The 22,822-nt window shown below is 72.6% G+C and carries 18 protein-coding genes, 1 other RNA gene and 1 pseudogene; 14 read left to right on the forward strand and 6 right to left on the reverse strand.

Going from position 1 to position 22,822, the window contains the following annotated elements; translation table 11 throughout:
• Positions 1-3: 3 nt before the first annotated feature.
• A complete protein-coding gene (locus tag R2B67_RS22880) occupies positions 4-1,374 on the reverse strand; it encodes an ABC transporter substrate-binding protein (protein WP_317820666.1) in 1,371 nt (456 codons plus the stop codon).
• 267 nt (positions 1,375-1,641) lie between these two features.
• Positions 1,642-5,535 (reverse strand): FHA domain-containing protein, encoded by a 3,894-nt coding sequence (locus tag R2B67_RS22885; protein WP_317820667.1) that lies wholly within the window; start codon positions 5,533-5,535, stop codon positions 1,642-1,644.
• Between the two features lie 502 nt (positions 5,536-6,037).
• Here R2B67_RS22885 and R2B67_RS22890 point away from each other — a divergent pair.
• The 4 genes from R2B67_RS22890 (at position 6,038) to R2B67_RS22905 (ending at position 11,694) form a co-directional block, all read left to right on the forward strand.
• Positions 6,038-7,747, forward strand: coding sequence for a serine/threonine-protein kinase (locus R2B67_RS22890; RefSeq protein WP_317820669.1), 1,710 nt, complete (start codon positions 6,038-6,040; stop codon positions 7,745-7,747).
• A 213-nt stretch (positions 7,748-7,960) separates the two neighbouring features.
• Positions 7,961-9,214 (forward strand): serine/threonine-protein kinase, encoded by a 1,254-nt coding sequence (locus tag R2B67_RS22895; RefSeq protein ID WP_317820671.1) that lies wholly within the window; start codon positions 7,961-7,963, stop codon positions 9,212-9,214.
• A gap of 70 nt (positions 9,215-9,284) precedes the next feature.
• Positions 9,285-10,391, forward strand: coding sequence for a peptide chain release factor 2 (gene prfB / locus R2B67_RS22900; protein ID WP_026241534.1), 1,107 nt, complete (start codon positions 9,285-9,287; stop codon positions 10,389-10,391).
• Positions 10,392-10,746: 355 nt separating this feature from the next.
• Positions 10,747-11,694, forward strand: a complete 948-nt coding sequence (locus R2B67_RS22905; protein ID WP_317820673.1) for an LPXTG cell wall anchor domain-containing protein — start codon at positions 10,747-10,749, stop codon at positions 11,692-11,694.
• Between the two features lie 169 nt (positions 11,695-11,863).
• Here the strand turns inward: R2B67_RS22905 and R2B67_RS22910 are convergent, their stop codons facing one another.
• Positions 11,864-12,064 carry a hypothetical protein gene (locus R2B67_RS22910; RefSeq protein ID WP_018512315.1) on the reverse strand — a complete coding sequence of 67 codons (201 nt, stop codon included), beginning with the start codon at positions 12,062-12,064 and terminating at the stop codon, positions 11,864-11,866.
• Between the two features lie 260 nt (positions 12,065-12,324).
• On the opposite strand from R2B67_RS22910, the gene ftsE reads away from it, so the two are divergent.
• The 5 genes from ftsE to ssrA all read left to right on the forward strand — a co-directional run bounded on the left by ftsE (position 12,325) and on the right by ssrA (position 16,241).
• Entirely contained in the window at positions 12,325-13,014 is a 690-nt protein-coding gene (gene ftsE, locus R2B67_RS22915; RefSeq protein WP_018512316.1) for a cell division ATP-binding protein FtsE, read from the forward strand.
• Between the two features lie 57 nt (positions 13,015-13,071).
• The gene (gene ftsX / locus R2B67_RS22920) at positions 13,072-13,992 is read left to right on the forward strand and encodes a permease-like cell division protein FtsX (protein WP_018512317.1); all 921 of its coding nucleotides are present in this window, start codon (positions 13,072-13,074) and stop codon (positions 13,990-13,992) included.
• Between the two features lie 68 nt (positions 13,993-14,060).
• Positions 14,061-15,248, forward strand: coding sequence for a S41 family peptidase (locus R2B67_RS22925; RefSeq protein WP_317820679.1), 1,188 nt, complete (start codon positions 14,061-14,063; stop codon positions 15,246-15,248).
• 18 nt (positions 15,249-15,266) lie between these two features.
• A complete protein-coding gene (gene smpB / locus R2B67_RS22930) occupies positions 15,267-15,755 on the forward strand; it encodes an SsrA-binding protein SmpB (RefSeq protein ID WP_026241535.1) in 489 nt (162 codons plus the stop codon).
• A 98-nt stretch (positions 15,756-15,853) separates the two neighbouring features.
• Positions 15,854-16,241: a transfer-messenger RNA gene (gene ssrA, locus R2B67_RS22935) on the forward strand.
• Between the two features lie 68 nt (positions 16,242-16,309).
• Here the strand turns inward: ssrA and R2B67_RS22940 are convergent.
• Positions 16,310-16,816 (reverse strand): GNAT family N-acetyltransferase, encoded by a 507-nt coding sequence (locus tag R2B67_RS22940; RefSeq protein ID WP_317820680.1) that lies wholly within the window; start codon positions 16,814-16,816, stop codon positions 16,310-16,312.
• A gap of 88 nt (positions 16,817-16,904) precedes the next feature.
• Positions 16,905-16,991: pseudogene (locus R2B67_RS22945) on the reverse strand (DUF397 domain-containing protein); the annotation flags it as partial.
• Between R2B67_RS22945 and R2B67_RS22950 the strand changes: the two are divergent.
• Both R2B67_RS22950 and R2B67_RS22955 read left to right on the forward strand, forming a co-directional pair.
• On the forward strand, positions 16,974-17,171 hold the full coding sequence (locus R2B67_RS22950; protein WP_317820682.1) for a hypothetical protein: 198 nt from the start codon (positions 16,974-16,976) through the stop codon (positions 17,169-17,171). The pseudogene R2B67_RS22945 and the gene R2B67_RS22950 overlap by 18 nt on opposite strands.
• A 75-nt stretch (positions 17,172-17,246) precedes the next feature.
• Positions 17,247-17,594, forward strand: coding sequence for a VOC family protein (locus R2B67_RS22955; RefSeq protein WP_317820683.1), 348 nt, complete (start codon positions 17,247-17,249; stop codon positions 17,592-17,594).
• Here R2B67_RS22955 and R2B67_RS22960 read toward each other — a convergent pair.
• Positions 17,572-18,882 carry an MFS transporter gene (locus R2B67_RS22960; protein WP_317820684.1) on the reverse strand — a complete coding sequence of 437 codons (1,311 nt, stop codon included), beginning with the start codon at positions 18,880-18,882 and terminating at the stop codon, positions 17,572-17,574. The genes R2B67_RS22955 and R2B67_RS22960 overlap by 23 nt on opposite strands.
• A gap of 117 nt (positions 18,883-18,999) precedes the next feature.
• On the opposite strand from R2B67_RS22960, the gene R2B67_RS22965 reads away from it, so the two are divergent.
• From R2B67_RS22965 to R2B67_RS22975, 3 genes are all read left to right on the forward strand, one after another.
• The gene (locus tag R2B67_RS22965) at positions 19,000-19,971 is read left to right on the forward strand and encodes a LysR family transcriptional regulator (RefSeq protein ID WP_317820686.1); all 972 of its coding nucleotides are present in this window, start codon (positions 19,000-19,002) and stop codon (positions 19,969-19,971) included.
• Between the two features lie 225 nt (positions 19,972-20,196).
• Positions 20,197-21,528, forward strand: a complete 1,332-nt coding sequence (locus tag R2B67_RS22970; RefSeq protein ID WP_317820687.1) for a nitrate/nitrite transporter — start codon at positions 20,197-20,199, stop codon at positions 21,526-21,528.
• 134 nt (positions 21,529-21,662) lie between these two features.
• Entirely contained in the window at positions 21,663-22,814 is a 1,152-nt protein-coding gene (locus tag R2B67_RS22975; protein ID WP_317820688.1) for a uroporphyrinogen-III synthase, read from the forward strand.
• The last annotated feature ends 8 nt before the right edge of the window (positions 22,815-22,822 follow it).

Here is a 22,822-nt window from a genome sequence, read left to right on the forward strand (position 1 = left end):
GCGTCAGCTCTTGTACGCCTTGGCCGCCTCGGACTCCAGCTTCCGCTGGGCCCCCGCGACATCCTTCGGGTTCTTCAGGAAGTCCTGGAGGATCTTCCACTCGCCCTTGCCGGGCGTCCCGCCGAACGACTGCGGGGCCTGGTCCGACATGTCGAAGCGGACGTCGTCACCGGCCGCGACGAGCGCCTCGGCCATCGTGCGCTGCACGTCGTTGGGGTACGCGGCGGTGTCCAGGGACTTGTTCGGCGAGATGAACCCGCCCGCCTCGGCCCAGATCTTCGCCGCGTCCGCCGAGGCCAGCCAGGTCAGCAGCGCCTGGGCGCCCTTGGAGTCCTTCAGCGCCACGGCCGCGTCGCCACCGGTCACCACGGGGGAGTCCGCGCCGACCGCCGGGAACGGGAAGACCTTCGCGTCCGTACCGATCTTCGCCTCGGTCTGCGCGATGTTGATGGAGACGAAGTCGCCCTCGAAGACCATGGCGCCCTTGGGCTGGTCGCCACCGGTGAACGTCTGCGTCACCGAGGCCGGGAACTCCGTCTGGAGCGCCCCGTCGGCGCCGCCCGCGATCAGCTCCGGCTTGCCGAACAGCTCGGCGAGCGTGGTCAGCGCGTCCTTGACGGACGGGTCCGTCCACGGGATCTCGTGCTGTGCCAGCTGGTCGTACTTCTCCGGGCCCGCCTGGGAGAGGTAGACGTTCTCGAACCAGTCGGTGAGCGTCCAGCCGTCGGCGCCCGCGACGGAGACCGGGGTGACACCGGAGGCGGAGATGGTCTCCGCGGTGGTGATGAAGTCCTTCCAGGTCTTCGGCTCGGCCGCGCCCGCGTTGTCGAAGGCCGCCGCGTTGTACCAGATCAGGGACTTGTTGGCGGCCTTGAAGTACACGCCGTACTGGGTGCCGTCCACCGCGCCCAGGTCCTGCCACACCTTGGCGTAGTTCTTCGTCAGCTGGGCCTTCGCCTCCTCACCGACCGGCTTGGCCCACTTCTTGGCCACCGCCTGCTGGATGGCGCCGACCTGCGGGATCATCGCGACGTCCGGGGGCTGGCCGCCCGCGATCTTCGTACCGAGGAAGTTGACGATCGGATCCTGGGCCGGGACGAAGGTGACCTTCGCGCCCGTACGCTTCTCGAACTCGCCCAGCACCTTGGTGAAGTTGGCCTGCTCGGGCCCGGTCCAGACCGCGGCGACGGAGATGTTCTCCCCGTCCAGCTTCGGCAGGGTGACGGTGGGGGCGCTGTCCGTGCCCTTGTCCGTCCCGCCGCCCGACTTCTTCGACCCGCCGCCGTCGCCGCCGTCCCCGCAGCCGGTCAGCGCCAGAGCGCCGACCGCCGTGAAGACGAGTGCGGCCCTGCGTATGGAAAGGGTTGTACGCATTCCTGCCCCGTCTCTTCCGTACGCGCCCGACCACGCTGTCGTCGCCCGGGCTGCGTCGTCCGTGCGCACAGTCCTACGCCCGGTGCACGGGCCCCGCAATACCGCCGTCCGGCCCAACACGGTGATCGTGATGGCCTCGTGACGTCGTATCAGCAGATGCGGCGCGGATGCGGCGGAATGAGGTGAGGGACGGGCGGGCAGGGGCAGGAGTGACAGGTCGGGCGCGTGCCTCCAGGGGGTGGAGCGGCGGATTCCGGCGGGGTCGGCTCAGGTCGGGAACGGAATCAGCGGGGGCAGGCGTTCGGCGTTCACCGAGCGGGCCGCGCGCTCCAGGGCGCTGGCGAGCAGGGCCAGGTCCGTCGGCCCGTTGCCGAGCTCCCTGACCGGGCGCCGGGTCGGCGGATCGCCCATCCGCTCCCACTCCAGCGGGACGACGGTGGGCCGCAGCGTCGCCGTACGCGGGATGCGGCCGGTGACCCGGCCCCCCTGGAACGGGGTCACCCGGCCGTCCGGGTGGCCCAGCCTGCCCCGGCCCGGGGCCGGTTCGTCGGGGGAGGGCGGCAGGACCGGCGCGTCCAGCACGATGCGCAGCCTCGCCCCCCGGGCCAGCTCGGTGTCCTCCGTGCGGTCCGGGCGCGCCGAGGTGGCGACCAGGTGCACCCCGAGCCGGCCGCCGTCCCGCGCCACGGCCTCCAGCGCCCGCACCACGGAACCGGCGGCGGGGCGGCCGGGGCTGCCGAGCCCCGGAGCGACCAGTGCGTCGAAGTCGTCGGCGAGCACGACCAGGCGTGGCAGGGGCGAGGGGCCCGGGTCCGACGCCCGCGGCGCGACCTGGCGCAGCCGCAGGGTGCCGCTGGCCGGGGAGTCCAGGTCGCCCCGGCGCTCGGCGCCGCTCGGCGGACGCTGGCCCACGACCCGCCGGGACTCCTCCTGCTGGGCCGCTTCCGCGTGCCGGGCGTGCCAGGCGGCGAAGTCCAGCGGGCCGAGCAGCTCGGCGCGGCGCTTCAGCTCGCCGCCGAGGGCCTGCGCGAACTCCCGCATCCGGACCGGGTCGGAGGCGACGAGATGGGTGGATACGTGCGGCAGCTCCGTACAGGGGAGCAGCCCCGGTGCTGAACTGCCGTGCTCCTCGGTCTTTCCGCCGGAGCCGTCGACCAGCAGGATGCCGAGGCGGTCGGGCCGGGCGGAGGAGGCGAGGGAGGCGGCGATGGCCCGCAGCAGCTCGGTACGCCCGCTGCCGGCGGGCCCTTCGATGAGGAGGTGCGGGCCCTCGTCGGCGAGATCGACACTGAGGGCACCCCGGGGCCCGGCCCCGAGCACGAGCACGGGCCGCCCGGCGTCCACGGCCTCCGCCGCCCGCCCCGCCTCGGCCTCACCCCCCTGCGGGCCGACCCGGGGGGCGGTGCGGGAGGGGTACGGGGTGCGCTCGGAGTCGCGGGCGTCCGCCCCGGGGTGGGGCGTACGGCCGGAGTCGCGGGCGTCGGTGCCCGGGTACGGGGTACGGCCCGAGCCGTGAGCTTCGGCCGGGGGGTAGGGCGTACGGCCCGAGTGCCGGCTGTCCGCGGCCGGGTACGGCCTACGGGCCGAGTCCCTGGCTTCGGCATCCGGGTACGGCGTGCGGCCGGAGCCCCGGGTTTCGGCGGCCGGGTACGGCGTGCGGCCGGAATCCCCGCCCCCTGCTCGCGGGTACGGCGTGCGGCCGGAGTCCTGGCGGTCCGCTCCCGGGTGCGGCGTGCGGCCCGAGCCCGGCGTCTCCTGGGAGCGGTGGCCGTCGCCCGACGAGCGCTGGGGGCCGACGCGGGGGCCGGTGCTCAGCGTGCGGCCCGAGCCGGGGGTCTCCCGGTCCGACCGGGACGGGGGGACGGCGGCGGCGCGGGGCACCGATGCGCCCGGCTGGTGCTCCGCCGTGGAGGCCCAGCGGGCCATCAGCGACGCGGGGGTGGCCCGGGCCAGGCCCAGCTCGTCCAGCAGGCGGGCCGAGGGCGGCAGCGCCGCCGTCGTCGGGCGGCCCGCCAGTGCGGCCGAGCCCTCGTCGCGCAGGGGCGCCAGCGCCCGCCCGAACCGCTCGGCCCAGGCCGCCGACACCGCGTCCACCGCGGCCACCGTGCCGTGGCCCGCCGCCTGACCGCCCGCCGTACGCAGCAGGCGCAGCGCCGTCGCCACATCGCCGCTGAGCATCGCGACCGCCCCGCACTCGCGGAAGGCGATGGAGGCCCGGCAGGCGGCGTCGTACGTCGCGGCCACCGGGGAGGTGGGGGAGGCCGCCGGGGTCTCGGCCAGGCAGATCAGGTGGATGCCCGCCGCCGCCCCCGCACCGGCCAGCCGGGCCGTGGTCTCGCGCAGCGCCGCCGTACCCGGGTCGCCGTCCAGGATGACCACCGTGTGCGGGCCCGTGTGCGCGCGGGCGGCGTCGGCCACCCCGGTGCGGTCCAGGTTGGGCCAGCCGGGACCGAGCGGGCCCTCGTCCAGGCGGCGGACCAGCTCGGCCGTGCGGGCGGCCGCCTGCTCACGGTCGTACGCGAGGAGGAGCCGGCAGTCCTGCCCGTGCATCGGGCGCAGATGCGGCAGCCACCCCAGCCAGGACCACTCGCGCCGCCGCTCCTCCAGGGAGCGGGCGCGGTCCGTGGAGATGAGCACGATCTCCAGGTCGAAGGGGGAGTGCAGGGCGGCGAGCTGTGCCACCGTGGCGCGGGCGAGCCCCGCCAGCCGGGCGCGCGGCCCGGCGAGGCCCAGCGAACCGGCCTCCCGCAGCCCCACCGTCACCGGCACCGAAGGCACATCGGCCCGGTCGGTCGTCCCGAGCCGCACGACCAGGGCCTCCGGGTGCCCGTCGTGGCGCTCCCACAGCCGGGGCCCGGGGCCCAGCGCGGTCAGGAGCACGGCCGCCGGGTCCGGCCAGGTGCCCTCGGGCGCGGACGGCACGGCGGAGAAGGGGGAGAGCGGCGAGGCGGGGGTGGCGAGGTGGCCCCCCGCGTCGCCGAAGGAACCGGCGGAGGCGAAGGAGGAGGCGTACGGGTCGGAGCCCGGGGCCTGCGGGGTGTGACCGGACGGGGCATGGGCGTGACCGGACGGGGCCGCGCCCGCCTCCGGCCATGAGCCCCGGCCCGGCCGCTCGGCGCCCTGCGCCTGCTCGCCCCTGCTGCCGCCACCGCCCTTGAGCCGCCGGGCCCAGGCGCCTATGCCCCCGCGCCGGGGCGTTTCACCGGCGCCGAAGGAGTCCTGGCCGCCCGAACCGAACGAATCCTGGCCGCCGCCACCGAACGATTCCGCACCGCCGCCACCGAACGGCTCACGCCCACCCGCGCCGCCTGCCGGGAACGGCTCCCGGCCGCCATGGGTGCGCTGCCGCGCGGCCGCCTCGGGGGAGCCATGTTCGGGGCCGGAAGCCTGGCCCGCGTACCCCACCGGCCCCTCCCGCCTCGTCGCCTCCGGGCGGTGGGCGTAGGGGGAGTAGGGGGAAGGCGACGGCGACGGGCCCCCGAACGCGGCGTCCGGCGCGTGCGGCTCCGTCTCGACGCGGCTCACCCGCAGGTGGCCCTCGCCGTCCGGGGCCGTCGGCAGCGTCACCGGACGCCCGCCCGCCGTCAGCCGGAGGGTCGATTCGCCGAGCCGCAGCAGGGCGCCGGGCGGGAAGCGGACGGGCCGGTCGCGGACCTCCGTACCGTCCAGAGAGGTGCCGTTCGTCGAGCCGAGGTCGGCGACCGCGACCCGGCCGTCCTCGGAGACCGTCACCGCGCAGTGCAGCCGGGACACGTCCGGGTCGTCCAGCGGGACATCGGCCTCGGCGGAGCGGCCGATCCGGATCTGCCCGCCGTGCAGCAGATGGACCCCGCCCGCGTCCGGCCCGGCGACCACGTGGAGCTGGGCCGGAACGGTGTCGTCCGTCGCCTCGTCCTCGCCGGGGAGCTGGAGCGAGAGGACCGCCCCGTCCACCAGCGGCGGCTCACCGAGGGCGATGCGCTGGGAGTCCAGCCGCTCCCGCCCGGCGAAGAGCACCACCGCCCCGCCGCCCTGGGAGCCCTCGGGCCCGGAGACGGCCTGGGCCAGGCCGGAGGCGACCGCGGCCAGTGCCGTCCCGGCCGGTGCGGTGACGAGCACGTCGCAGGCGCGCGCCGGGGTCTGGCCGCTGCGCGGCGCGAGGACGGTCAGCCGGATCTGCATCGCCGTCGGCGGTCCCTTCTGCGCGGGGTGCCCGGCAGGGGAAACGCCCTGTGATTCCCCCCACCCGGCACGGACAGGTCGTCCGTACAGGTCGTCACGGACCCCGGGCTCCCGACCCGTCAGATCCGTCCTTGGAGGCATCCTCGCACCTGCCACTGACAACACGCCCGGCGGTCACCTTTAAATGATCTTGAATGGTCGGCTGTGGGCGCAAAAGTGCCGGGTTGCGTCCGGTTCCCGCCGTCAGGACCCTGGTGGCGGGGGTTGCCCGCCGCATCCCGCACGGGCGTACGGCACTGCTGTTCGAGCCTCCGACGCCCGAGCGCCAACCGCGTGCGGCAACCATCTGTCCGGTCTGCGCGTCTTCCCCCGAAACGCGACTCCCCGGCCCCGTGCCCGACGGCATTAGAGTGGCCCGGAACATGGGCCGGAGCGTCGGCCCGGACACATCCGGGTGGGCCCGGGGGACCGCAAGCACCACGATCAGCAGGGAGTGCAAGACGTGCGGCCTGTAGGCAGCAAGTACCTCCTGGAGGAGCCGCTCGGACGCGGCGCCACGGGCACCGTCTGGCGAGCCCGCCAGCGGGAGACCGCGGGCGCCGAGGCGGCCGTCGCCGGGCAGCCCGGCGAGACCGTGGCGATCAAGGTCCTCAAGGAGGAGCTCGCCAACGACGCCGAGGTGGTGATGCGCTTCCTGCGGGAGCGCTCCGTGCTGCTCCGGCTCACGCATCCGAACATCGTGCGCACCCGCGACCTGGTCGTCGAGGGCGATCTCCTCGCCCTGGTGATGGATCTCATCGACGGCCCGGACCTGCACCGCTACCTCCGCGCGAACGGCCCGCTCACCCCGGTCGCCGCCTCGCTGCTCACCGCGCAGATCGCCGACGCGCTCGCCGCCAGCCACGCCGACGGCGTCGTCCACCGCGACCTCAAGCCGGCCAACGTGCTGCTCGACGAGCGGGACGGCGGCATGACCCCGATGCTCACCGACTTCGGCATCGCGAGGCTCGCCGACTCCCCGGGGCTGACCCGGACGCACGAGTTCGTCGGCACCCCCGCCTACGTGGCGCCGGAGTCCGCCGAGGGCCGCCCGCAGACCTCCGCCGTGGACATCTACGGCGCGGGCATCCTGCTGTACGAGCTGGTCACCGGCCGCCCGCCGTTCGCCGGGGGCACCGCCCTCGAAGTCCTGCACCGGCACCTCAGCGAGGAGCCCCGCCGCCCCTCCACCGTCCCCGAACCGCTGTGGACGGTCATAGAGCGCTGCCTGCGCAAGGACCCGGACCAGCGGCCCAGCGCCGAGAACCTGGCCCGTGGTCTGCGTACGGTCGCCGCCGGCATCGGCGTCCACGCGAACTCGGCCCAGATCGCCGCCGCCGACGGGGTGGGCGCCCTGCTCGCCCCCGACCCGGCGCCCACGGCCGTCCCCGAGACCCCCGGCGCAGCCGACCCCACCCAGGTGCTGCCGAGCAACGCGGGCTCGTACGACCCCGGCGCGGCCACCAGCGTGCTCCCGCAGACCGGTGGCCCCGGCAACAACCAGGGCCACGGCAACCAGGGCCACGCCGACCCGACCGCCGTCATGCCGCCCGTACCGCCGCAGCACCCCGACGGGCAGCGGCAGCCGGACGGCCCGCACCCCTGGCAGTCGCAGCTCCAGGCGGCCCGCGACCGCAACCAGCAGACGCAGGTGCAGTACCTGGACCCGAGCCAGGACCCCCTGCGCCGCCGCCCCCAGCGCCAGCAGCAGCCCCCGCAGCGGCAGCAGCAGCCTCCGCAGCACCGGCAGCAGCCGCTCCAGCAGCAGTACCCGCAGCACCAGCAGCAGCACCAGCCTCAACACCAGCAACAGCACCAGCCGCAGCGCTACCAGGCCCCGCAGCAGCCCCAGCGCCAGCAGTACGCGCCCCCGCAGCCGCAGCAGCCCCAGCAGCCGGCCCAGCGCCCGCCGCGTGAGCCGCGTCCGCCGAGGCAGCGCAGCTCCAACCCGATGCGCATCCCCGGCCTCGGCTGCCTCAAGGGCTGCCTGTTCACGATCGTGCTGCTGGTCGTCGCCGGCTGGCTGATCTGGGAGCTGACCCCGCTCCAGGACTGGGTCGCCCAGGGCAAGGGCTACTGGGAAGCGATCGGCGACGCGATCGGCAAGGTCACCGACTGGGTTTCCCAGATCGGCGAGGCCACCGGCGAATCCGGGGGCACGGGCGGGGCCTGACGGCCGCGGACGGAATCCTGACGGCCGCGGACGGAGGCCTGACGGGCCGCGGACGGAGGCCTGACGGCTCCCGACCCTGTCCCTTTGTCGACTTCTCCGGACCGATTCGGTCCGGAGAAGTGCAGGTTGGCGCCATCCCGGGCACGCACCACCCCGAACGCCGCGTAACTTTGTCGACCGGGGGTCCCACCGCCAGCCGCTGAGGGAGCAGTCTTGGCACGGAATATCGGCAGCCGGTACACGGCCCACCAGATCCTGGGGCGCGGCAGCGCCGGCACGGTGTGGCTCGGCGAAGGGCCCGAGGGCCCGGTCGCCATCAAGCTGCTCCGTGAGGACCTCGCGTCCGACCAGGAGCTCGTGGGCCGCTTCGTACAGGAGCGCACCGCCCTGCTCGGGCTCGACCACCCCCATGTGGTCGCCGTCCGGGACCTCGTGGTGGACGGCAACGACCTCGCCCTGGTCATGACCCTCGTACGCGGCACCGACCTGCGCACCCGACTGGACCGCGAACGCCGCCTCGCCCCCGAGGCGGCCGTCGCGATCATCGCGGACGTCGCCGACGGCCTGGCCGCCGCCCACAAGGCCCAGATCGTCCACCGGGACGTCAAGCCCGAGAACATCCTGCTCGACATGGAGGGCCCGCTCGGCCCCGGCGGCTCCCACCCGGCCCTGCTCACCGACTTCGGCGTCGCCAAGCTCATCGACACCCCGCGCCGCACCAAGGTCACCAAGATCATCGGTACGCCGGACTACCTGGCCCCGGAGATCGTCGAGGGCCTCCCGCCGCGCGCCGCCGTCGACATCTACGCGCTCGCGACCGTGCTGTACGAGCTCCTCGCCGGGTTCACCCCCTTCGGCGGCGGCCACCCCGGCGCAGTCCTGCGCCGCCATGTCACCGAGACCGTCGTCCCGCTCCCCGGCATCCCCGAGGAGCTCTGGCAGCTCCTGGTGCAGTGCCTGGCCAAGGCCCCGGCCTCCCGGCTGCGCGCCTCCGAGCTGGCCGTACGCCTGAGGGACCTGCTCCCGCTCCTCGCCGGCATCCCGCCCCTGGACGTGGACGAGCCCGGCGGCGACGAGGCGGAGCAGCAGCAGCCGGCCGCGTACGACGAGCAGCAGTACACCCCGTCCGCCGAGGAGCCGCGCCGCCGCGGGGCGGTCCCGCTGGTGCCCGGCTCGTCCCCGGACTCCAACCGGGACACCCACACGAGCATGCGCGTCCCCGCCCCCGACGAGCTGGCCGGCGGCCCGCTCGGCACCGCCCGCGCCCCGCGCTCCCCGGGAAAGCCGCGCCCCGGCTCCGCCCGTAACAAGGCGGCGGCCGTCCGCAAACGCCGCATCACCCTGGGCGCCGCGGCCCTCCTGCTCTGCGCGGCCGTCGCGGTGGGCGGCTGGTTCGCCGCGGGCGGCGGGGACGGCGACCCGGCCGGGCCCCAGGACAGCGAGAACTCGGCTCCGGCGACCCCGTAGGAACCCTGCGAGGGGAGGAGGGTTCCCGGGGGAGGGCAAGCTTCACCCGCCATGCCGTTACGCTGGACCCGTGGCAGTCGTCGATATTTCCGAAGAGCTGAAGTCCCTCTCCTCGACCATGGGGTCGATCGAGGCCGTCCTGGACCTGGATGCGCTGAGGGCGGACATCGCCGCGCTCGAGGAGCAGGCAGCGGCACCGTCCCTCTGGGACGACCCGGACGCGGCCCAGAAGATCACCAGCAAGCTTTCACACCTCCAGGCCGAGGTCCGCAAGGCCGAGGCCCTGCGCGGTCGCATCGACGACCTCGGAGTCCTCTTCGAGCTCGCCGAGGACGAGGGCGACGCCGACACGCTGGCCGAGGCCGAGGCCGAGCTGGAGTCGGTGAAGAAGGCGCTGGACGAGATGGAGGTCCGCACCCTCCTGTCCGGCGAGTACGACGCCCGCGAGGCGCTCGTCACCATCCGCGCCGAGGCCGGTGGCGTGGACGCCGCCGACTTCGCCGAGAAGCTCCAGCGCATGTACCTCCGCTGGGCCGAGCAGCACAACTACAAGACCGAGGTCTACGAGACGGCGTACGCGGAAGAGGCCGGCATCAAGTCGACCACCTTCGCCGTCCAGGTCCCGTACGCCTACGGCACGCTCTCCGTCGAGCAGGGCACCCACCGCCTGGTCCGGATCTCGCCCTTCGACAACCAGGGCCGCCGCCAGACGTCCTTCGCGGGCGTCGAGGTGCTCCCGGTCGTCGAGCAGACCGACCACATCGAGATCGACGAGTCCGAGCTGCGCATCGACGTGTACCGCTCCTCGGGCCCCGGCGGACAGGGCGTCAACACCACGGACTCCGCGGTCCGTCTGACCCACCTGCCGACCGGCATCGTCGTCTCCTGCCAGAACGAGCGCTCGCAGATCCAGAACAAGGCGTCCGCGATGAACGTCCTCCAGGCCAAGCTCCTCGAGCGCCGCCGCCAGGAGGAGCAGGCCAAGATGAACGCGCTCAAGGGCGACGGCGGCAACTCCTGGGGCAACCAGATGCGTTCGTACGTCCTCCACCCGTATCAGATGGTCAAGGACCTGCGTACGGAGTTCGAGATGGGCAACCCCGAAGCGGTCTTCAACGGCGAGATCGACGGCTTCGTCGAGGCGGGCATCCGCTGGCGCAAACAGCGCGAGAAGTAACCTCCGCCGTACGAAGGTTGGGCCCGGACAGGGAACTGTCCGGGCCCGCCTGCGTTGGGGTGCGGCCGGCGCGAGTTGGGGGGAAGCTGTGCCCGATGCGTCACAGTCGTGCTGCCGAATACCCGTCAAGAACCCCTATAAGGGTGCCTACTGCACACAACGGCCTTGACGGAATCCTTAACTCTGGCCAGGGTGCTAGAGCAGCATGCGTATGTCTGGGACAGGTGTGAACCGGGGGACTGGCGGGGTGACCACGGCACGAACGTGGCCTCGCCGAGAGCGATCCCCGCAGGGCCGCCGTGGCCCCGCATATGGCTGCTCCAATGACGAGATCAGCTACTGGGGGTAGCAACAGATGACGAAGAAGACGCGCATTCGCGTCGCGCGGATAGCCGCTGGTGCGGTTATTGCCGCAGGTGCCTCGCTGACCGCCGCGGGTGCGGCGCAGGCGGTCGGCATCGGTTTCGGTGCGGACGGCGGCGACCTCAGCGGCGACGTGTCGATCCAGACAGGGGACAACCCGATCGGCGGCGCCGACCAGGGTGGCACGACGGGCGAGGCCACCACGGGCGAGGCCACGACCGGTGAGGCCACCACGGGTGAGGCCACCACGGGCGAGGCCACGACGGGCGAGGCCACCACGGGCGAGGCCACGACGGGCGAGGCCACCACGGGTGAGGCCACCACCGGTGAGGCCACGACGGGCGAGGCCACCACGGGCGAGGCCACCACCGGTGAAGCCACGACCGGTGAGGCCACCACGGGTGAAGCTACGACCGGTGAGGCCACCACCGGCGAGGCCACGACCGGTGAAGCCACGACGGGCGAGGCCACCACGGGTGAAGCCACCACGGGCGAGGCCACCACGGGTGAAGCCACGACCGGTGAGGCCACGACCGGCAACAACGGCGGCACGGGTAACAACGGCGGCACCGGCAACAACGGCGGCACGGGCAACACCGGCGGCAACGGCGGCGACACCGGTTCGACCGGCACCACCGGTTCGACCGGCACCACCGGCACCACCGGTTCCACCACCGACGGCGTCGGCACCACCGGCTCCGCGACCGGTGGCGACGACGCCTGCACCGTCGAGTCCGGTGTCGTCGAGTGCGCCGACAACACGGACACCGACAGCGTCGGCAACCAGCCGGTCGAGCAGAGCAAGGGCAAGGAAGAGCTCGCCGAGACCGGTGCGGCCGAGACCACCTTCCTGGTCATCGGTGCCGCGACGATGATCGCCGGCGGCATCGGCTTCCGCATCCTGCCCCGTCTGGTCGGCGGCGCCCGTACGGTCGCCTAGGACCCGCTGAAGACCGCGTACGGGGTGCACCTGAGCCCCGTACACGGTCCGGCACGGCACAGTGAAGGGCCCGGGAGGCCGTACAGCGCCTCCCGGGCCCTTCTGCGTGTATGAAGCCGCCCCAGCGGCCGTCACAGCCGTCACGGCCGTCACGGCCGTACGGGAGGGGTCAGGCGGTCTGGTGGGCCACCAGCGCCAGCGCCGCGAGCAGCACGACCATCAGCGCGATCAGCATGGCCGGATTCATCCCGGCCAGCGGGCCCTGCCCCTGCTCCTCCAGCATCTGCTGCCGGACGGCACGGCAGACCCGGCAGCGGCCCTCGCTCACGGGGGACGCGCAGTTCGCGCACACCAGTCGGTCGTAGGTCATGCGCATTCCTCCTCCCGCGCGGCGGAGCCGCTGACTGCTTCTCTCTCCGCACAACGCTCCGGGAAACGCAACCGTTCCCCCCACCACTGTGCCAGCTCCCACCGTTTTCGGCGCGGCCCGCCGGACAAGGGAGGGCCCGACCCGATACGTACCCGGCGGCGATCCACCATAAATCGCCCATTGCCGGACGCCGCCTGCACGCGTGAGCCCGGTTCGCGTATGGTCACGCTCACCTACTCCCGGCCGACCGTGGTGCATCCGTGATCCGATTCGACAACGTCTCCAAGACCTACCCGAAGCAGACCCGACCGGCTCTGCGCGATGTCTCGCTGGACATCGAGAAGGGTGAGTTCGTCTTCCTGGTGGGCTCCTCCGGCTCCGGCAAGTCGACCTTCATGCGGCTGATCCTGCGCGAGGAGCGCGCCAGCACGGGCATGGTCCATGTGCTCGGCAAGGACCTCGCGCGGCTCTCCAACTGGAAGGTGCCGCAGATGCGCCGCCAGCTGGGGACGGTCTTCCAGGACTTCCGCCTGCTGCCCAACAAGACCGTCGCGCAGAACGTGGCCTTCGCCCAGGAGGTCATCGGCAAGCCGCGCGGTGAGATCCGCAAGGCCGTGCCCCAGGTGCTCGACCTCGTCGGCCTCGGCGGCAAGGAGGAGCGGATGCCCGGTGAGCTCTCCGGTGGTGAGCAGCAGCGTGTGGCGATCGCCCGTGCCTTCGTCAACCGCCCGATGCTGCTGATCGCGGACGAGCCGACCGGCAACCTCGACCCGCAGACCTCCGTCGGCATCATGAAGCTGCTGGACCGGATCAACCGGACCGGCACCACCGTGATCATGGCGACCCACGACCAGAACATCGTCGACCAGATGCGCAAGCGCGTCATCGAGCTCGAACAGGGCCGTCTCGTACGCGACCAGGCACGCGGCGTCTACGGCTACCAGCACTGACCGATGGCGCCCCCGGGCCCCTCGTTCATGTCGAGCATCGAGTACTGAAAGGACGCCATGCGCGCCCAGTTCGTCCTGTCGGAGATCGGCGTCGGTCTCCGTCGCAACCTCACGATGACCTTCGCCGTCGTGGTCTCCGTCGCCCTGTCGCTCGCCCTGTTCGGGGGCGCGCTGCTGATGCGCGAACAGGTCAGCACGATGAAGGACTACTGGTACGACAAGGTCAACGTCTCGATCTTCCTCTGCAACAAGAACGACGCCAAGGACATGCCCAAGTGTGCGAAGGGCGCGGTCACGGCGGAGCAGAAAGCCCAGATCAAGGCCGACCTCGAGAAGATGGAGGCCGTGCAGAAGCCGGTCCACTTCGAGACGGTCGACGAGGCGTACAAGCACTACCAGGAGCAGTTCGGGGACTCCCCGATGGCGGGCAACATCACGCCCGACCAGATGCAGGAGTCGTTCCGCGTCAAACTGAAGGACCCGCAGAAGTACAAGGTCGTCGCGACGGCCTTCGCGGGGCGGGACGGGGTGCAGTCCGTCCAGGACCAGCGGTCCATCCTGGACAACCTCTTCGAGCTGATGAACGGCATGAACGTCGTCGCGATCTACGTGATGATCCTGATGCTCGTCATCGCGCTGATCCTGATCGTCAACACCGTGCGCGTCTCCGCGTTCAGCCGGAGACGTGAAACAGGCATCATGCGCCTGGTGGGAGCCTCCGGCTTCTACATCCAGGCCCCCTTCATCATGGAGGCGGCCGTCGCCGGACTCATCGGCGGTCTGCTGGCCTGCGCGATGCTGCTCGGCGGCCGGTACTTCCTGATCGACGGCGGGCTCGCGCTCCAGGAGAAGCTGAACCTGATCAACTTCATCGGCTGGGACGCGGTCCTCACCAAGCTTCCGCTGGTGCTCGCGATCGGCCTCCTGATGCCGGCCGTCGCCGCTCTCTTCGCGCTGCGCAAGTATCTGAAGGTATGACTTATACCTCCTGGGGCGCGCGGGCAACTGCCCGTGCGCCCCAGGAGGCTTGTCCTAGACTCGGCGCCATGTCCGGTTGTTCGTACCGCTTCCGGCCCCGCGGCCTCTGCCGCGGGGTGACCCTGACATTGGTCTTCGGGTGTGTCCTCGCCACCGGCGCGGCGACCGGTTCGCTGCCGCAGGACCCCGACCCCGTACCCGAACTCCCGGCCCGTACGGTCGCCTCCCGCCATGCCCCGGTCGACCGCGAGGAGATCGAGGACGCGGCGGCGGAGGCCGAGGCCGACGGCAAGTCCGTGAAGGATGCCGCCGGGGAGGTCGTCAGCCGCAGCGGGGACCGCTGGGGGGCGGTCTACGACGAGCAGGAGTACGAGGAGTTCGAGCAGGCCCTGGACGGCTCGTACCTCGGCGTCGGCCTCTCCGCCCGCCGCACCGCGAACGGAGGCGTCGCCGTCTCCCGGGTCCAGCCCGGGGGCCCCGCCGACCGGGCCGGCATCCGCGAGGGCGACCTGCTCCGCACGATCGACGGCCGCCGCGTCGACAAGCGCCCCGTCCCCGAGGTGGTCGCCTTACTCCGCGGTGACGGTACGGGGGCCGGGGAAGGCACCCGCGTCACCCTCGGTCTCGTACGGGACGGAGAACCCACCACACAGACCCTGAAGCGCGCCCGGCTGACCCCCGACGCGGTCACCGTGAGCCGTCTGGGCACCGGCCCCTCCTCGGCGCTCCTCGTCAAGGTCGCCGCCTTCACCAAGGGGACCGGTCAGGAGGTACGGGACGCGGTCCGCGGGGCGCCCGGGGACGCCGGGATACTCCTGGACCTCCGTGCCAACTCCGGGGGCCTGGTCACCGAGGCCGTCACCGCCGCCTCCGCCTTCCTGGACGGCGGACTGGTCGCCACGTACGACGTACGCGGGGAGCAGCAGGCGCTGTACGCCGACCCGGGCGGCGACACCGAGCGGCCTGTGGTGGTTCTCGTCGACGGCGGCACGATGAGCGCGGCCGAGCTGCTGACCGGCGCCCTCCAGGACCGGGGCCGCGCGGTCACCGTCGGCTCGCGCACCTTCGGCAAGGGCTCGGTGCAGATGCCGAGCGAGCTGCCGGGCGGTTCGGTGGCCGAGCTGACCGTGGGCCACTACCGCACTCCGGCGGGCCGCAGCGTCGAAGGTACGGGCATCACGCCCGACCTGGTGGCGGGGGAACGAGCCCAGCAGCGGGCCGAGACGGTATTGAGTGGCCTCGGGGGTGGGTCGTAGTGCGAAAATGACCGCACTATGGCTAAGGAAAAAGACACCGGGCGCAAGATGATCGCGCAGAACAAGAAGGCGCGGCACGACTACACGATCCTCGACACCTACGAGTGCGGCCTCGTGCTCATGGGCACCGAGGTGAAGTCCCTGCGCATGGGCCGGGCCTCCCTGGTCGACGGGTTCGTCCAGATCGACGACCACGAGGCGTGGCTGCACAACATCCACGTCCCCGAGTACGTCCAGGGCACCTGGACCAACCACGCGGCCAAGCGCAAGCGCAAGCTGCTCCTCCACCGGGCCGAGATCGACAAGCTGGAGTCCAAGTCCCAGGAGAGCGGCCACACGATCGTGCCGCTCGCCCTGTACTTCAAGGACGGCCGGGTGAAGGTCGAGATCGCGCTGGCGAAGGGCAAGAAGGAGTACGACAAGCGGCAGACGCTCCGCGAGAAGCAGGACACGAGGGAGACGAACCGCGCGATCGCGGCTGCCCGCCGGCGGCAGCGCAGCGCCTGAGAACCCCCTGCGGGGGAATACGCTGGCATCGTCCCGCGTTGGTCACGTACGATGGGCCGTGCACCTCAGCGAAGGTGCACGTTTTGAAAAATCAACATGGGGATGATCGGTTTCGACAGCGGATGTCGAAGCAGGGGAAGCGAGTCGAGGAAGCGGCAATGATCTCGTAAACCATATGTCGCAAACAATAATCGCCAATTCCAAGCGCGATTCCTCCGCCTTCGCCCTCGCTGCCTAATTAGCAGCTAAGCGAAGACTCTGCGGAGTGTCAGCCCGGGGGTGATCCCGACCCGGATCCTGGCATCAACTAGGGATCTAAACTTCTAAGCCCGGCCACGGGGCCTAGAAGGAAATCAAACAGTGGCTGAGCCTGTCGGAGGCTTGTTCGCGTGACCTCCGGGGCCGAGAAAAGCGTAGCGAACTGCACTCGGAGAAGCCCTGGTTCCGCACCGTTGGACGCGGGTTCGATTCCCGCCATCTCCACAATTCCCATGTAGGCCGCTGCCCCGTGAGTTCGCTCGCGGGGCAGCGGCTTTTTCATGCCGCAGGGCTTTTCACGGCAACGACCGGGTGAGCCACACCACCTCTTTGGCGCCTTCCAGGGAAACGCGGTCCTGCTCGAACCCGAGCTTCTCCAGAACGCGGAGCGAGGGCGTGTTCCACGTACCGACGGTGGACCAGAGCCGCTGCCGCCCGGTCGCACCGGCGGCGCCGACCACCGCGCGGGCCGCCTCGGTGGCGTAGCCCCGCCCGTGTGCGTGCCGGAACAGCTCGTACGCGATCTCGGGCTCCTCCAGGGTGGAGCGGCCGATGATCAGCCCGCAGTACCCGATGAAGTCACCCTCGGCCCGGCGCTGGACGGGCAGCAGGGCGATTCCCGTGGTCTCGGTCGCGGCGAGCAGTCCCGCGATCCTTTCGCGGCCGTGCTCGACCGTGTACGTCTTGTCGTCACCGCGTTCGGAGAGGAGGGCGCTCAACTCGGCAGCGTCCGACTCCGCCCACGGCCGCAGTATCAGCCGCTCGGTCTCCAGGTGGAACGCCATGGTCCCGTAGCTCGACATGCCCCCACCCTGCCCCATGAGCAGGCCGGGCCGCAGCGGTCATCCCGCGCGGCCCGGCCGTGTGCGTGGCTGTGGTGGTGCGTCCGCGTCAGCTCCCGTACGCCCCGCCCTTCACGCCGTCGGTGAAGGCGGCCCACTGGGCGGGGGCGAAGTGGAGGTGGGGGCCGCGCTGGTTCTTGCTGTCGCGGACTGCCCGGCCGCCGTCGGAGAGGGGGGCCTGAAACTGGCGGGCTTCTCCCTGCCCTCCCTCTACGGCGACATCCCCACCATCACCGACGGGGCCCTGGTCCACCTCGGCGGCGCTTCGGCCGAACTCGTCCGTGAACTGGCCGCGTGGATCCGGCAACGGGCCTGAAATGCCGGTCCCTGGGGGCGCGTTCTGGTAGGCGTGGGCATGCCTGGATCTCTGTCCGCCTCACCGGGAGTCCCGATGACCGTTCGCCGCGTCATGCCCCTCGTCCAGTCCGAAGCCGTGCAGGAGAGCCGGGAGTTCTACGGCCTGCTCGGCTTCGAGGAAGTCATGAACCACGGCTGGATCATGACGCTCGCCCCGCCGTCCAGCCCGACGGCACAGATCAGCATCATCACCAGCGACGCCACGGCCCCCGTCACCCCCGATCTGAGCGTGGAGGTCGACGACGTGGACGCGGCGTACGCGGTCGTGCGGGAGAGCGGGGCGGAGATCGTCCATCCGTTGCAGGACGAGGAGTGGGGGGTGCGGCGGTTCCTGGTCCGCGACCCCAACGGCCGTGTGGTCAACGTGCTGAGTCACCGCTGACACCCTGCCGCCGCAGTGCTGCGCCCGCCGCCGCGATGACCAGCGCCAGGGCCGCCGCGCCCATCGGAGCGGCGTAGCCGGAGACCGTACCCGCGTGCTCCACCAGCCAGCCGCCCGTCGCCGCGCCCGCCGCCACCCCGCCCAGCAGGGCGGTCACCGAGAGCGTCATGCCCTCGTTCAACTGGCCCGCAGGTGTCGCGCGTTGGACCAGCGTCATACCCGTGACCATGGTGGGGGCGGTGGCCGCGCCCGCGAGCAGCAGGCAGAGCGCCAGGACCGGCAGGGAGGCGGTCGAGGTGGTGGCGAGCAGCGGCAGGGACATCAGCGCGGTCATCGCGGCCAGGCAGAGCAGCAGCCTGCGGTGGACGTTCCGGGCGGGCCGCAGTGAGCCGTAGAGCAGGCCCGCCGCACAGGACCCCGCCGCCTGGAGCGCCAGGATCGCGCCCCCGGCATGGGCGATGGAGACGACCTCCAGCGCCCCGAACACCGCGCCCGTGGCGAGGAAGACCGCCAGCAGCGCGGGCATCCCCGGCGTGCGGAGCGGGGAGACGGCCGTGCGCGTACGCGGGGTCGGCGGCGGTTCCGTCGCGCGCTGGGCGGCGAAGATCAGGACCCCGGTCATCAGCAGGAACGCGCCCACCAGCGTGCCCGCCTCCGGGAACAGCGCCCCGCAGAGCACCGCCGCGAGGACCGGGCCGAGCATGAAGCAGAGCTCGTCGGCGGCCTGCTCGAAGGAGTTCGCGGTGTGCAGGGCCGCCGGGTCGCCCCGGTGCAGGTGCGCCCAGCGGGCCCGGGACATCCCGCCGGTGTTGGGGGTGGTCGCGGTGGCGGCGTACGCCACGAAGAGCGTCCAGGCCGGGGCGTCGTACCGTACGCAGAGCACCAGCGCGAGGGAGCCGAGCACGGCGAGGGCGGTCGCGGGCACCGCGATCCTGGCCTGCCCGTAGCGGTCCACCAGCCGGGCGGTGAAGGGCGCGACCACGGCCGTCGCGGCGAGGCCCGTCGCGGTGACGGCCCCGGCGAGCGCGTACGAGCCCCGGGACCCGGCGATCATGATGACCGCGCTGACGCTGAGCATCCCCATGGGGAGCCGGGCGATCAGGTTGCCCGCGGTGAAGGCGCGGGCGCCGGGGGTGGCGAGCAGCCGGAGGTAGGGGTTGGCGGAGGCGGGCCGTTTCCTCCGTACGCGCTCCGGCGCGGCGCGCGGGGCCGCGACCAGGTGGCCGCCGGCGACGGTGAGCAGCGGGGTGGAGGAAGGGAGCGTACGGGTGGCAGGGGATTTCGGCATGGGGTTCAGCCTCGTCGCGCCCGGCCGCCCCGGTCCAACACCTTCTGCAGGCCCATTCACGCACTGCTGTTGTGAATCGCCCGCCGCGCTGTGGAGCCCGCGTTGTAGATTCGCCGTGTGCCCGCCCCCGACACCGACCCCCGGCTCCTCCGTGCCTTTCTCGCCGTCGCCGAGGAGCTGCACTTCACCCGGGCCGCCGCCCGGCTCTTCGTCGCCCAGCAGGCGCTGAGCCGGGACATCCGCCGACTGGAGCGCGAGCTCGGCGCGGAGCTGTTCGTCCGCACCACCCGGCAGGTCTCCCTGACCCCGGACGGCGAGCGGCTGCTTCCGTACGCCCGCCGGGTTCTCGACGCCCACGCCGAACTCGCCGGAGCCTTCGGCGGCGGGTCCGCCCGGCCGCTGCTGGTCGACCTGAACACGGACGGGATGACCGCCGCCCGGGTGCTGGCACGGGCCCGGGAGATCGCCCCGGAGTGCGAGCTGATGGCACGGTTCGAGTCCGGGCTCACCTGGGCCGCCTCCGAGATCCTGGCCGGGCGGCTCGACGTCTCCTTCGGCCGGGCCGCCGGGCTGGCCCCCGGGGTGCGGGCCGGACTCTCCGTACAGCCGGTGCGGTACGAGCCGATGGCCCTGATGCTGCCCGCCTCCCACCCCCTCGCCGGACGCGCGGCCATCCCCCTGGCCGAGCTGTCCGGGACGACCGTCTACGCGGGGGCGGGCAACGAGCGGACGAGGGAGTGGACGGAGCTGGCGGCGCTGCTCTTCGCCGCCTGGGGGATCGTGATGGCCCCGCCCGTGCCGCTCGCCGTGGGGGTGGCCGAATTCCAGCGGGTCATGGCGAAGGGCGGACACCCCGTACTCGCGGTGACGGACTTTCCCCCGCTGCCGGGGACCGTGCTCCGCCCGCTCGTCGATCCCGTTCCGCTGTCGCCGCTGATGCTGGTCTGGCGCAAAGGCCTGAACCACCCCGGAGTGGATGCGCTGCGCACGGCATCGGACCAGTTGGGTACGGCCCAGGGCTGGCTCGCACCCCCGCCTGGCGCCTGGCTGCCGGAGAGGGATCTGGCACTGATGCGCCAAGGGCGCTGACGTATCGAGGGCGCTGACGTAATCAACGGCGCTGACGTGCCAAGGGCGCTGATGCGTCAGGCGGTTCCGTAGCGGCGCATCTCACCGGGCCGCCTCCGGCCCGGTGAGAGCAAGGTTGCCCACCGGTCACCTCACGGCACTCCGCCGAAACGCGCGCTCCCTAGCGTCGGGACCACACCCCGCAGCGACGGGGACACCACCCCGACCCCCCTGTGGAGGCGCGTGATGGCAGGCCGTTGGATCGAGACCTGGGAGCCGGAGGACGAGACGTTCTGGCGGGAGAAGGGCGAGCGCGTCGCCCGCCGCAACCTGTGGTTCTCCGTGCTCTCCGAGCACATCGGATTCTCCGTCTGGACGCTGTGGTCGGTAATGGTCCTGTTCATGGGACCGGAGTACGGCGTCGACCCGGCCGGGAAGTTCTTCCTGATCTCCACCGCCACTCTGGTCGGGGCGGTGGTGCGGGTGCCGTACACCTTCGCCGTCGCCCGGTTCGGCGGCCGCAACTGGACCATCTTCACCGCGGTCAGCCTGCTCGCCCCGACGCTCGCCGCGCTCTGGGTGATGGAACCGGGGACCTCGTACGGCACGTTCGTGGCGGTCGCCGCGCTCACCGGGATCGGCGGTGGCAACTTCGCCTCCTCGATGACCAACATCAACGCCTTCTTCCCGCTCCGCGAGAAGGGCTGGGCGCTCGGCCTCAACGCGGGCGGCGGCAACATCGGCGTCCCCGTCGTCCAGCTCATCGGCCTCCTCGTCATCGGCACCCTGGGCGCGGCCCACCCCCGGCTGGTGCTCGGCGTCTACATCCCGCTGATCGTGGTGGCCGCGCTCTGCGCCGCGCTGTACATGGACAACCTCCGGCCCGTACGCAACGACACCGGGGCGGCCAAGGAAGCCGTCCGGGACCCGCACACCTGGATCATGTCGACGCTCTACATCGGCACCTTCGGCTCGTTCATCGGCTACAGCTTCGCCTTCGGCCTGGTCCTCCAGACCCAGTTCGGCCGCACCCCGCTCCAGGCCGCCTCGCTCACCTTCATGGGCCCGCTGCTCGGCTCGCTGATCCGCCCCTTCGGCGGGCGGCTCGCCGACCGGCACGGCGGCGCCCGGATCACCCTGGCCGCCTTCGCCGCGATGGGCGCCGCCACCACGGTCGTCATCTACGCCTCCGCCACCGCGTCGCTCCCCGTCTTCCTCGTCGGCTTCACCGCCCTGTTCGTCCTGACGGGGCTCGGCAACGGGTCGACGTACAAGATGATCCCGGGCATCTTCCACGCCCAGGCCATCGAGAAGGGCCTCGACGGCGAGGCGGCCGCCGCCCACGGACGGCGGCTCTCCGGCGCCGCCATGGGCTTCATCGGGGCCGTCGGCGCCCTGGGCGGCCTCGCCATCAACCTCGCGTTCCGTCAGTCCTTCCAGACCTCCGGCACCGGCACCGCCGCCTTCTGGTCCTTCCTCGCCTTCTACGGCGTCTGCTCCGCCCTCACCTGGGCGGTATACCTTCGCCGGCCCGCACCCGTGCCCGCGAAGGCCCAGGTCGGTTACGCAGAGGTGTAGGGACGGGACCGCCCGGGCCACTGGTGACGTAACGGCCGGGAAATACGGGGGAACCGAGCCTGTCACGCACCGTTGGCAGTCTCGGGCCTCCGCACCATCGCGTAACAGCGGGACACAGAAGCCGGGGACACGCCATGCAGGACGACGACACCACCCACGGCCCCCTCGCGGGCTTCACGGTCGGAGTGACCGCCGCCCGCCGCGCCGAGGAGCTCGCCACCCTCCTCAAGCGGCGCGGCGCCGCCGTCCAGCACGCCCCCGCCCTGCGGATCGTCCCGCTCGCCGACGACAGCGAACTCCTCGACGCCACGAAGGAGTTGATCGACCACGCCCCCGACGTGGTGGTCGCCACCACCGCGATCGGCTTCCGGGGCTGGGTCGAGGCGGCCGACGGCTGGGGCATCGGCGACGCGCTCCTGGAGCGGCTGCGCGGCGTCGAACTCCTCGCCCGGGGCCCCAAGGTCAAGGGCGCGGTGCGGGCCGCCGGGCTGACCGAGGCCTGGTCACCCGGGTCCGAATCGATGGCCGAAGTCCTCGACCGGCTCCTCGGCGAGGGCGTCGAGGGCCGCCGCATCGCCCTCCAGCTGCACGGCGAACCGCTCCCCGGCTTCATCGAGTCCCTCCAGGCAGCGGGCGCCGAGGTCGTCGGCGTCCCCGTCTACCGCTGGATGCCGCCGCAGGACATCGCCCCGCTCGACCGGATGCTCGACGCCACCGCCGCCCGGGCCCTGGACGCCGTCACCTTCACCAGCGCCCCCGCCGCCGCCTCGTTCCTGGGCCGCGCGGAGACCCGCGGGCTGCTCCCGGAGATCCTGGGCGCCCTGCGCGACGACGTCCTGGCCGCCTGCGTCGGACCGGTCACCGCCCTCCCGCTCCAGGCCCGTGGCATCCCCACCGTCCAGCCCGAACGCTTCCGCCTGGGCCCACTCGTCCAGCTCGTCTGCGCCCAACTCCCCACCACCGCCCGGGTCCTGCCCATCGCCGGCCACCGCGTCGAGATCCGCGGCCACGCCGTGCTGGTCGACGACGAACTGCGCGCGGTCCCGCCTGCGGGCATGGCCCTCCTGCACACCCTGGCCCGCCGCCCCGGCTGGGTGGTGGCCCGCGCCGACCTGCTGCGGGCGCTGCCCGGCAGCGGCACCGACGAACACGCGGTGGAGACGGCGATGGCCCGGCTGCGCTCCGCGCTGGGGGCGCCGAGGCTGATCCAGACCGTCGTCAAACGCGGCTACCGGCTGTCGCTGGACCCGGCGGGGGACACCCCGGGTTCGGCCGCGCCGCGCTGAGCATCGTC

It is taken from the genome of Streptomyces cyaneofuscatus (assembly GCF_033109485.1).
GTDB classification, from domain to species: domain Bacteria; phylum Actinomycetota; class Actinomycetes; order Streptomycetales; family Streptomycetaceae; genus Streptomyces; species Streptomyces cyaneofuscatus.

What these genes read in the sequence shown, in the direction of transcription:
- R2B67_RS22925 (WP_317820679.1), top strand. Translation starts at nt 14,061, where the DNA reads ATGTCCGGTTGTTCGTACCGCTTCCGGCCCCGCGGCCTCTGCCGCGGG.
- R2B67_RS22880 (WP_317820666.1), bottom strand. Translation starts at nt 1,374, where the DNA reads ATGCGTACAACCCTTTCCATACGCAGGGCCGCACTCGTCTTCACGGCG.
- R2B67_RS22960 (WP_317820684.1), bottom strand. Translation starts at nt 18,882, where the DNA reads ATGCCGAAATCCCCTGCCACCCGTACGCTCCCTTCCTCCACCCCGCTG.
- R2B67_RS22905 (WP_317820673.1), top strand. Translation starts at nt 10,747, where the DNA reads ATGACGAAGAAGACGCGCATTCGCGTCGCGCGGATAGCCGCTGGTGCG.
- smpB (WP_026241535.1), top strand. Translation starts at nt 15,267, where the DNA reads ATGGCTAAGGAAAAAGACACCGGGCGCAAGATGATCGCGCAGAACAAG.
- R2B67_RS22955 (WP_317820683.1), top strand. Translation starts at nt 17,247, where the DNA reads ATGACCGTTCGCCGCGTCATGCCCCTCGTCCAGTCCGAAGCCGTGCAG.
- R2B67_RS22940 (WP_317820680.1), bottom strand. Translation starts at nt 16,816, where the DNA reads ATGTCGAGCTACGGGACCATGGCGTTCCACCTGGAGACCGAGCGGCTG.
- R2B67_RS22910 (WP_018512315.1), bottom strand. Translation starts at nt 12,064, where the DNA reads ATGACCTACGACCGACTGGTGTGCGCGAACTGCGCGTCCCCCGTGAGC.
- R2B67_RS22885 (WP_317820667.1), bottom strand. Translation starts at nt 5,535, where the DNA reads ATGCAGATCCGGCTGACCGTCCTCGCGCCGCGCAGCGGCCAGACCCCG.
- R2B67_RS22975 (WP_317820688.1), top strand. Translation starts at nt 21,663, where the DNA reads ATGCAGGACGACGACACCACCCACGGCCCCCTCGCGGGCTTCACGGTC.
- R2B67_RS22970 (WP_317820687.1), top strand. Translation starts at nt 20,197, where the DNA reads ATGGCAGGCCGTTGGATCGAGACCTGGGAGCCGGAGGACGAGACGTTC.
- ftsX (WP_018512317.1), top strand. Translation starts at nt 13,072, where the DNA reads ATGCGCGCCCAGTTCGTCCTGTCGGAGATCGGCGTCGGTCTCCGTCGC.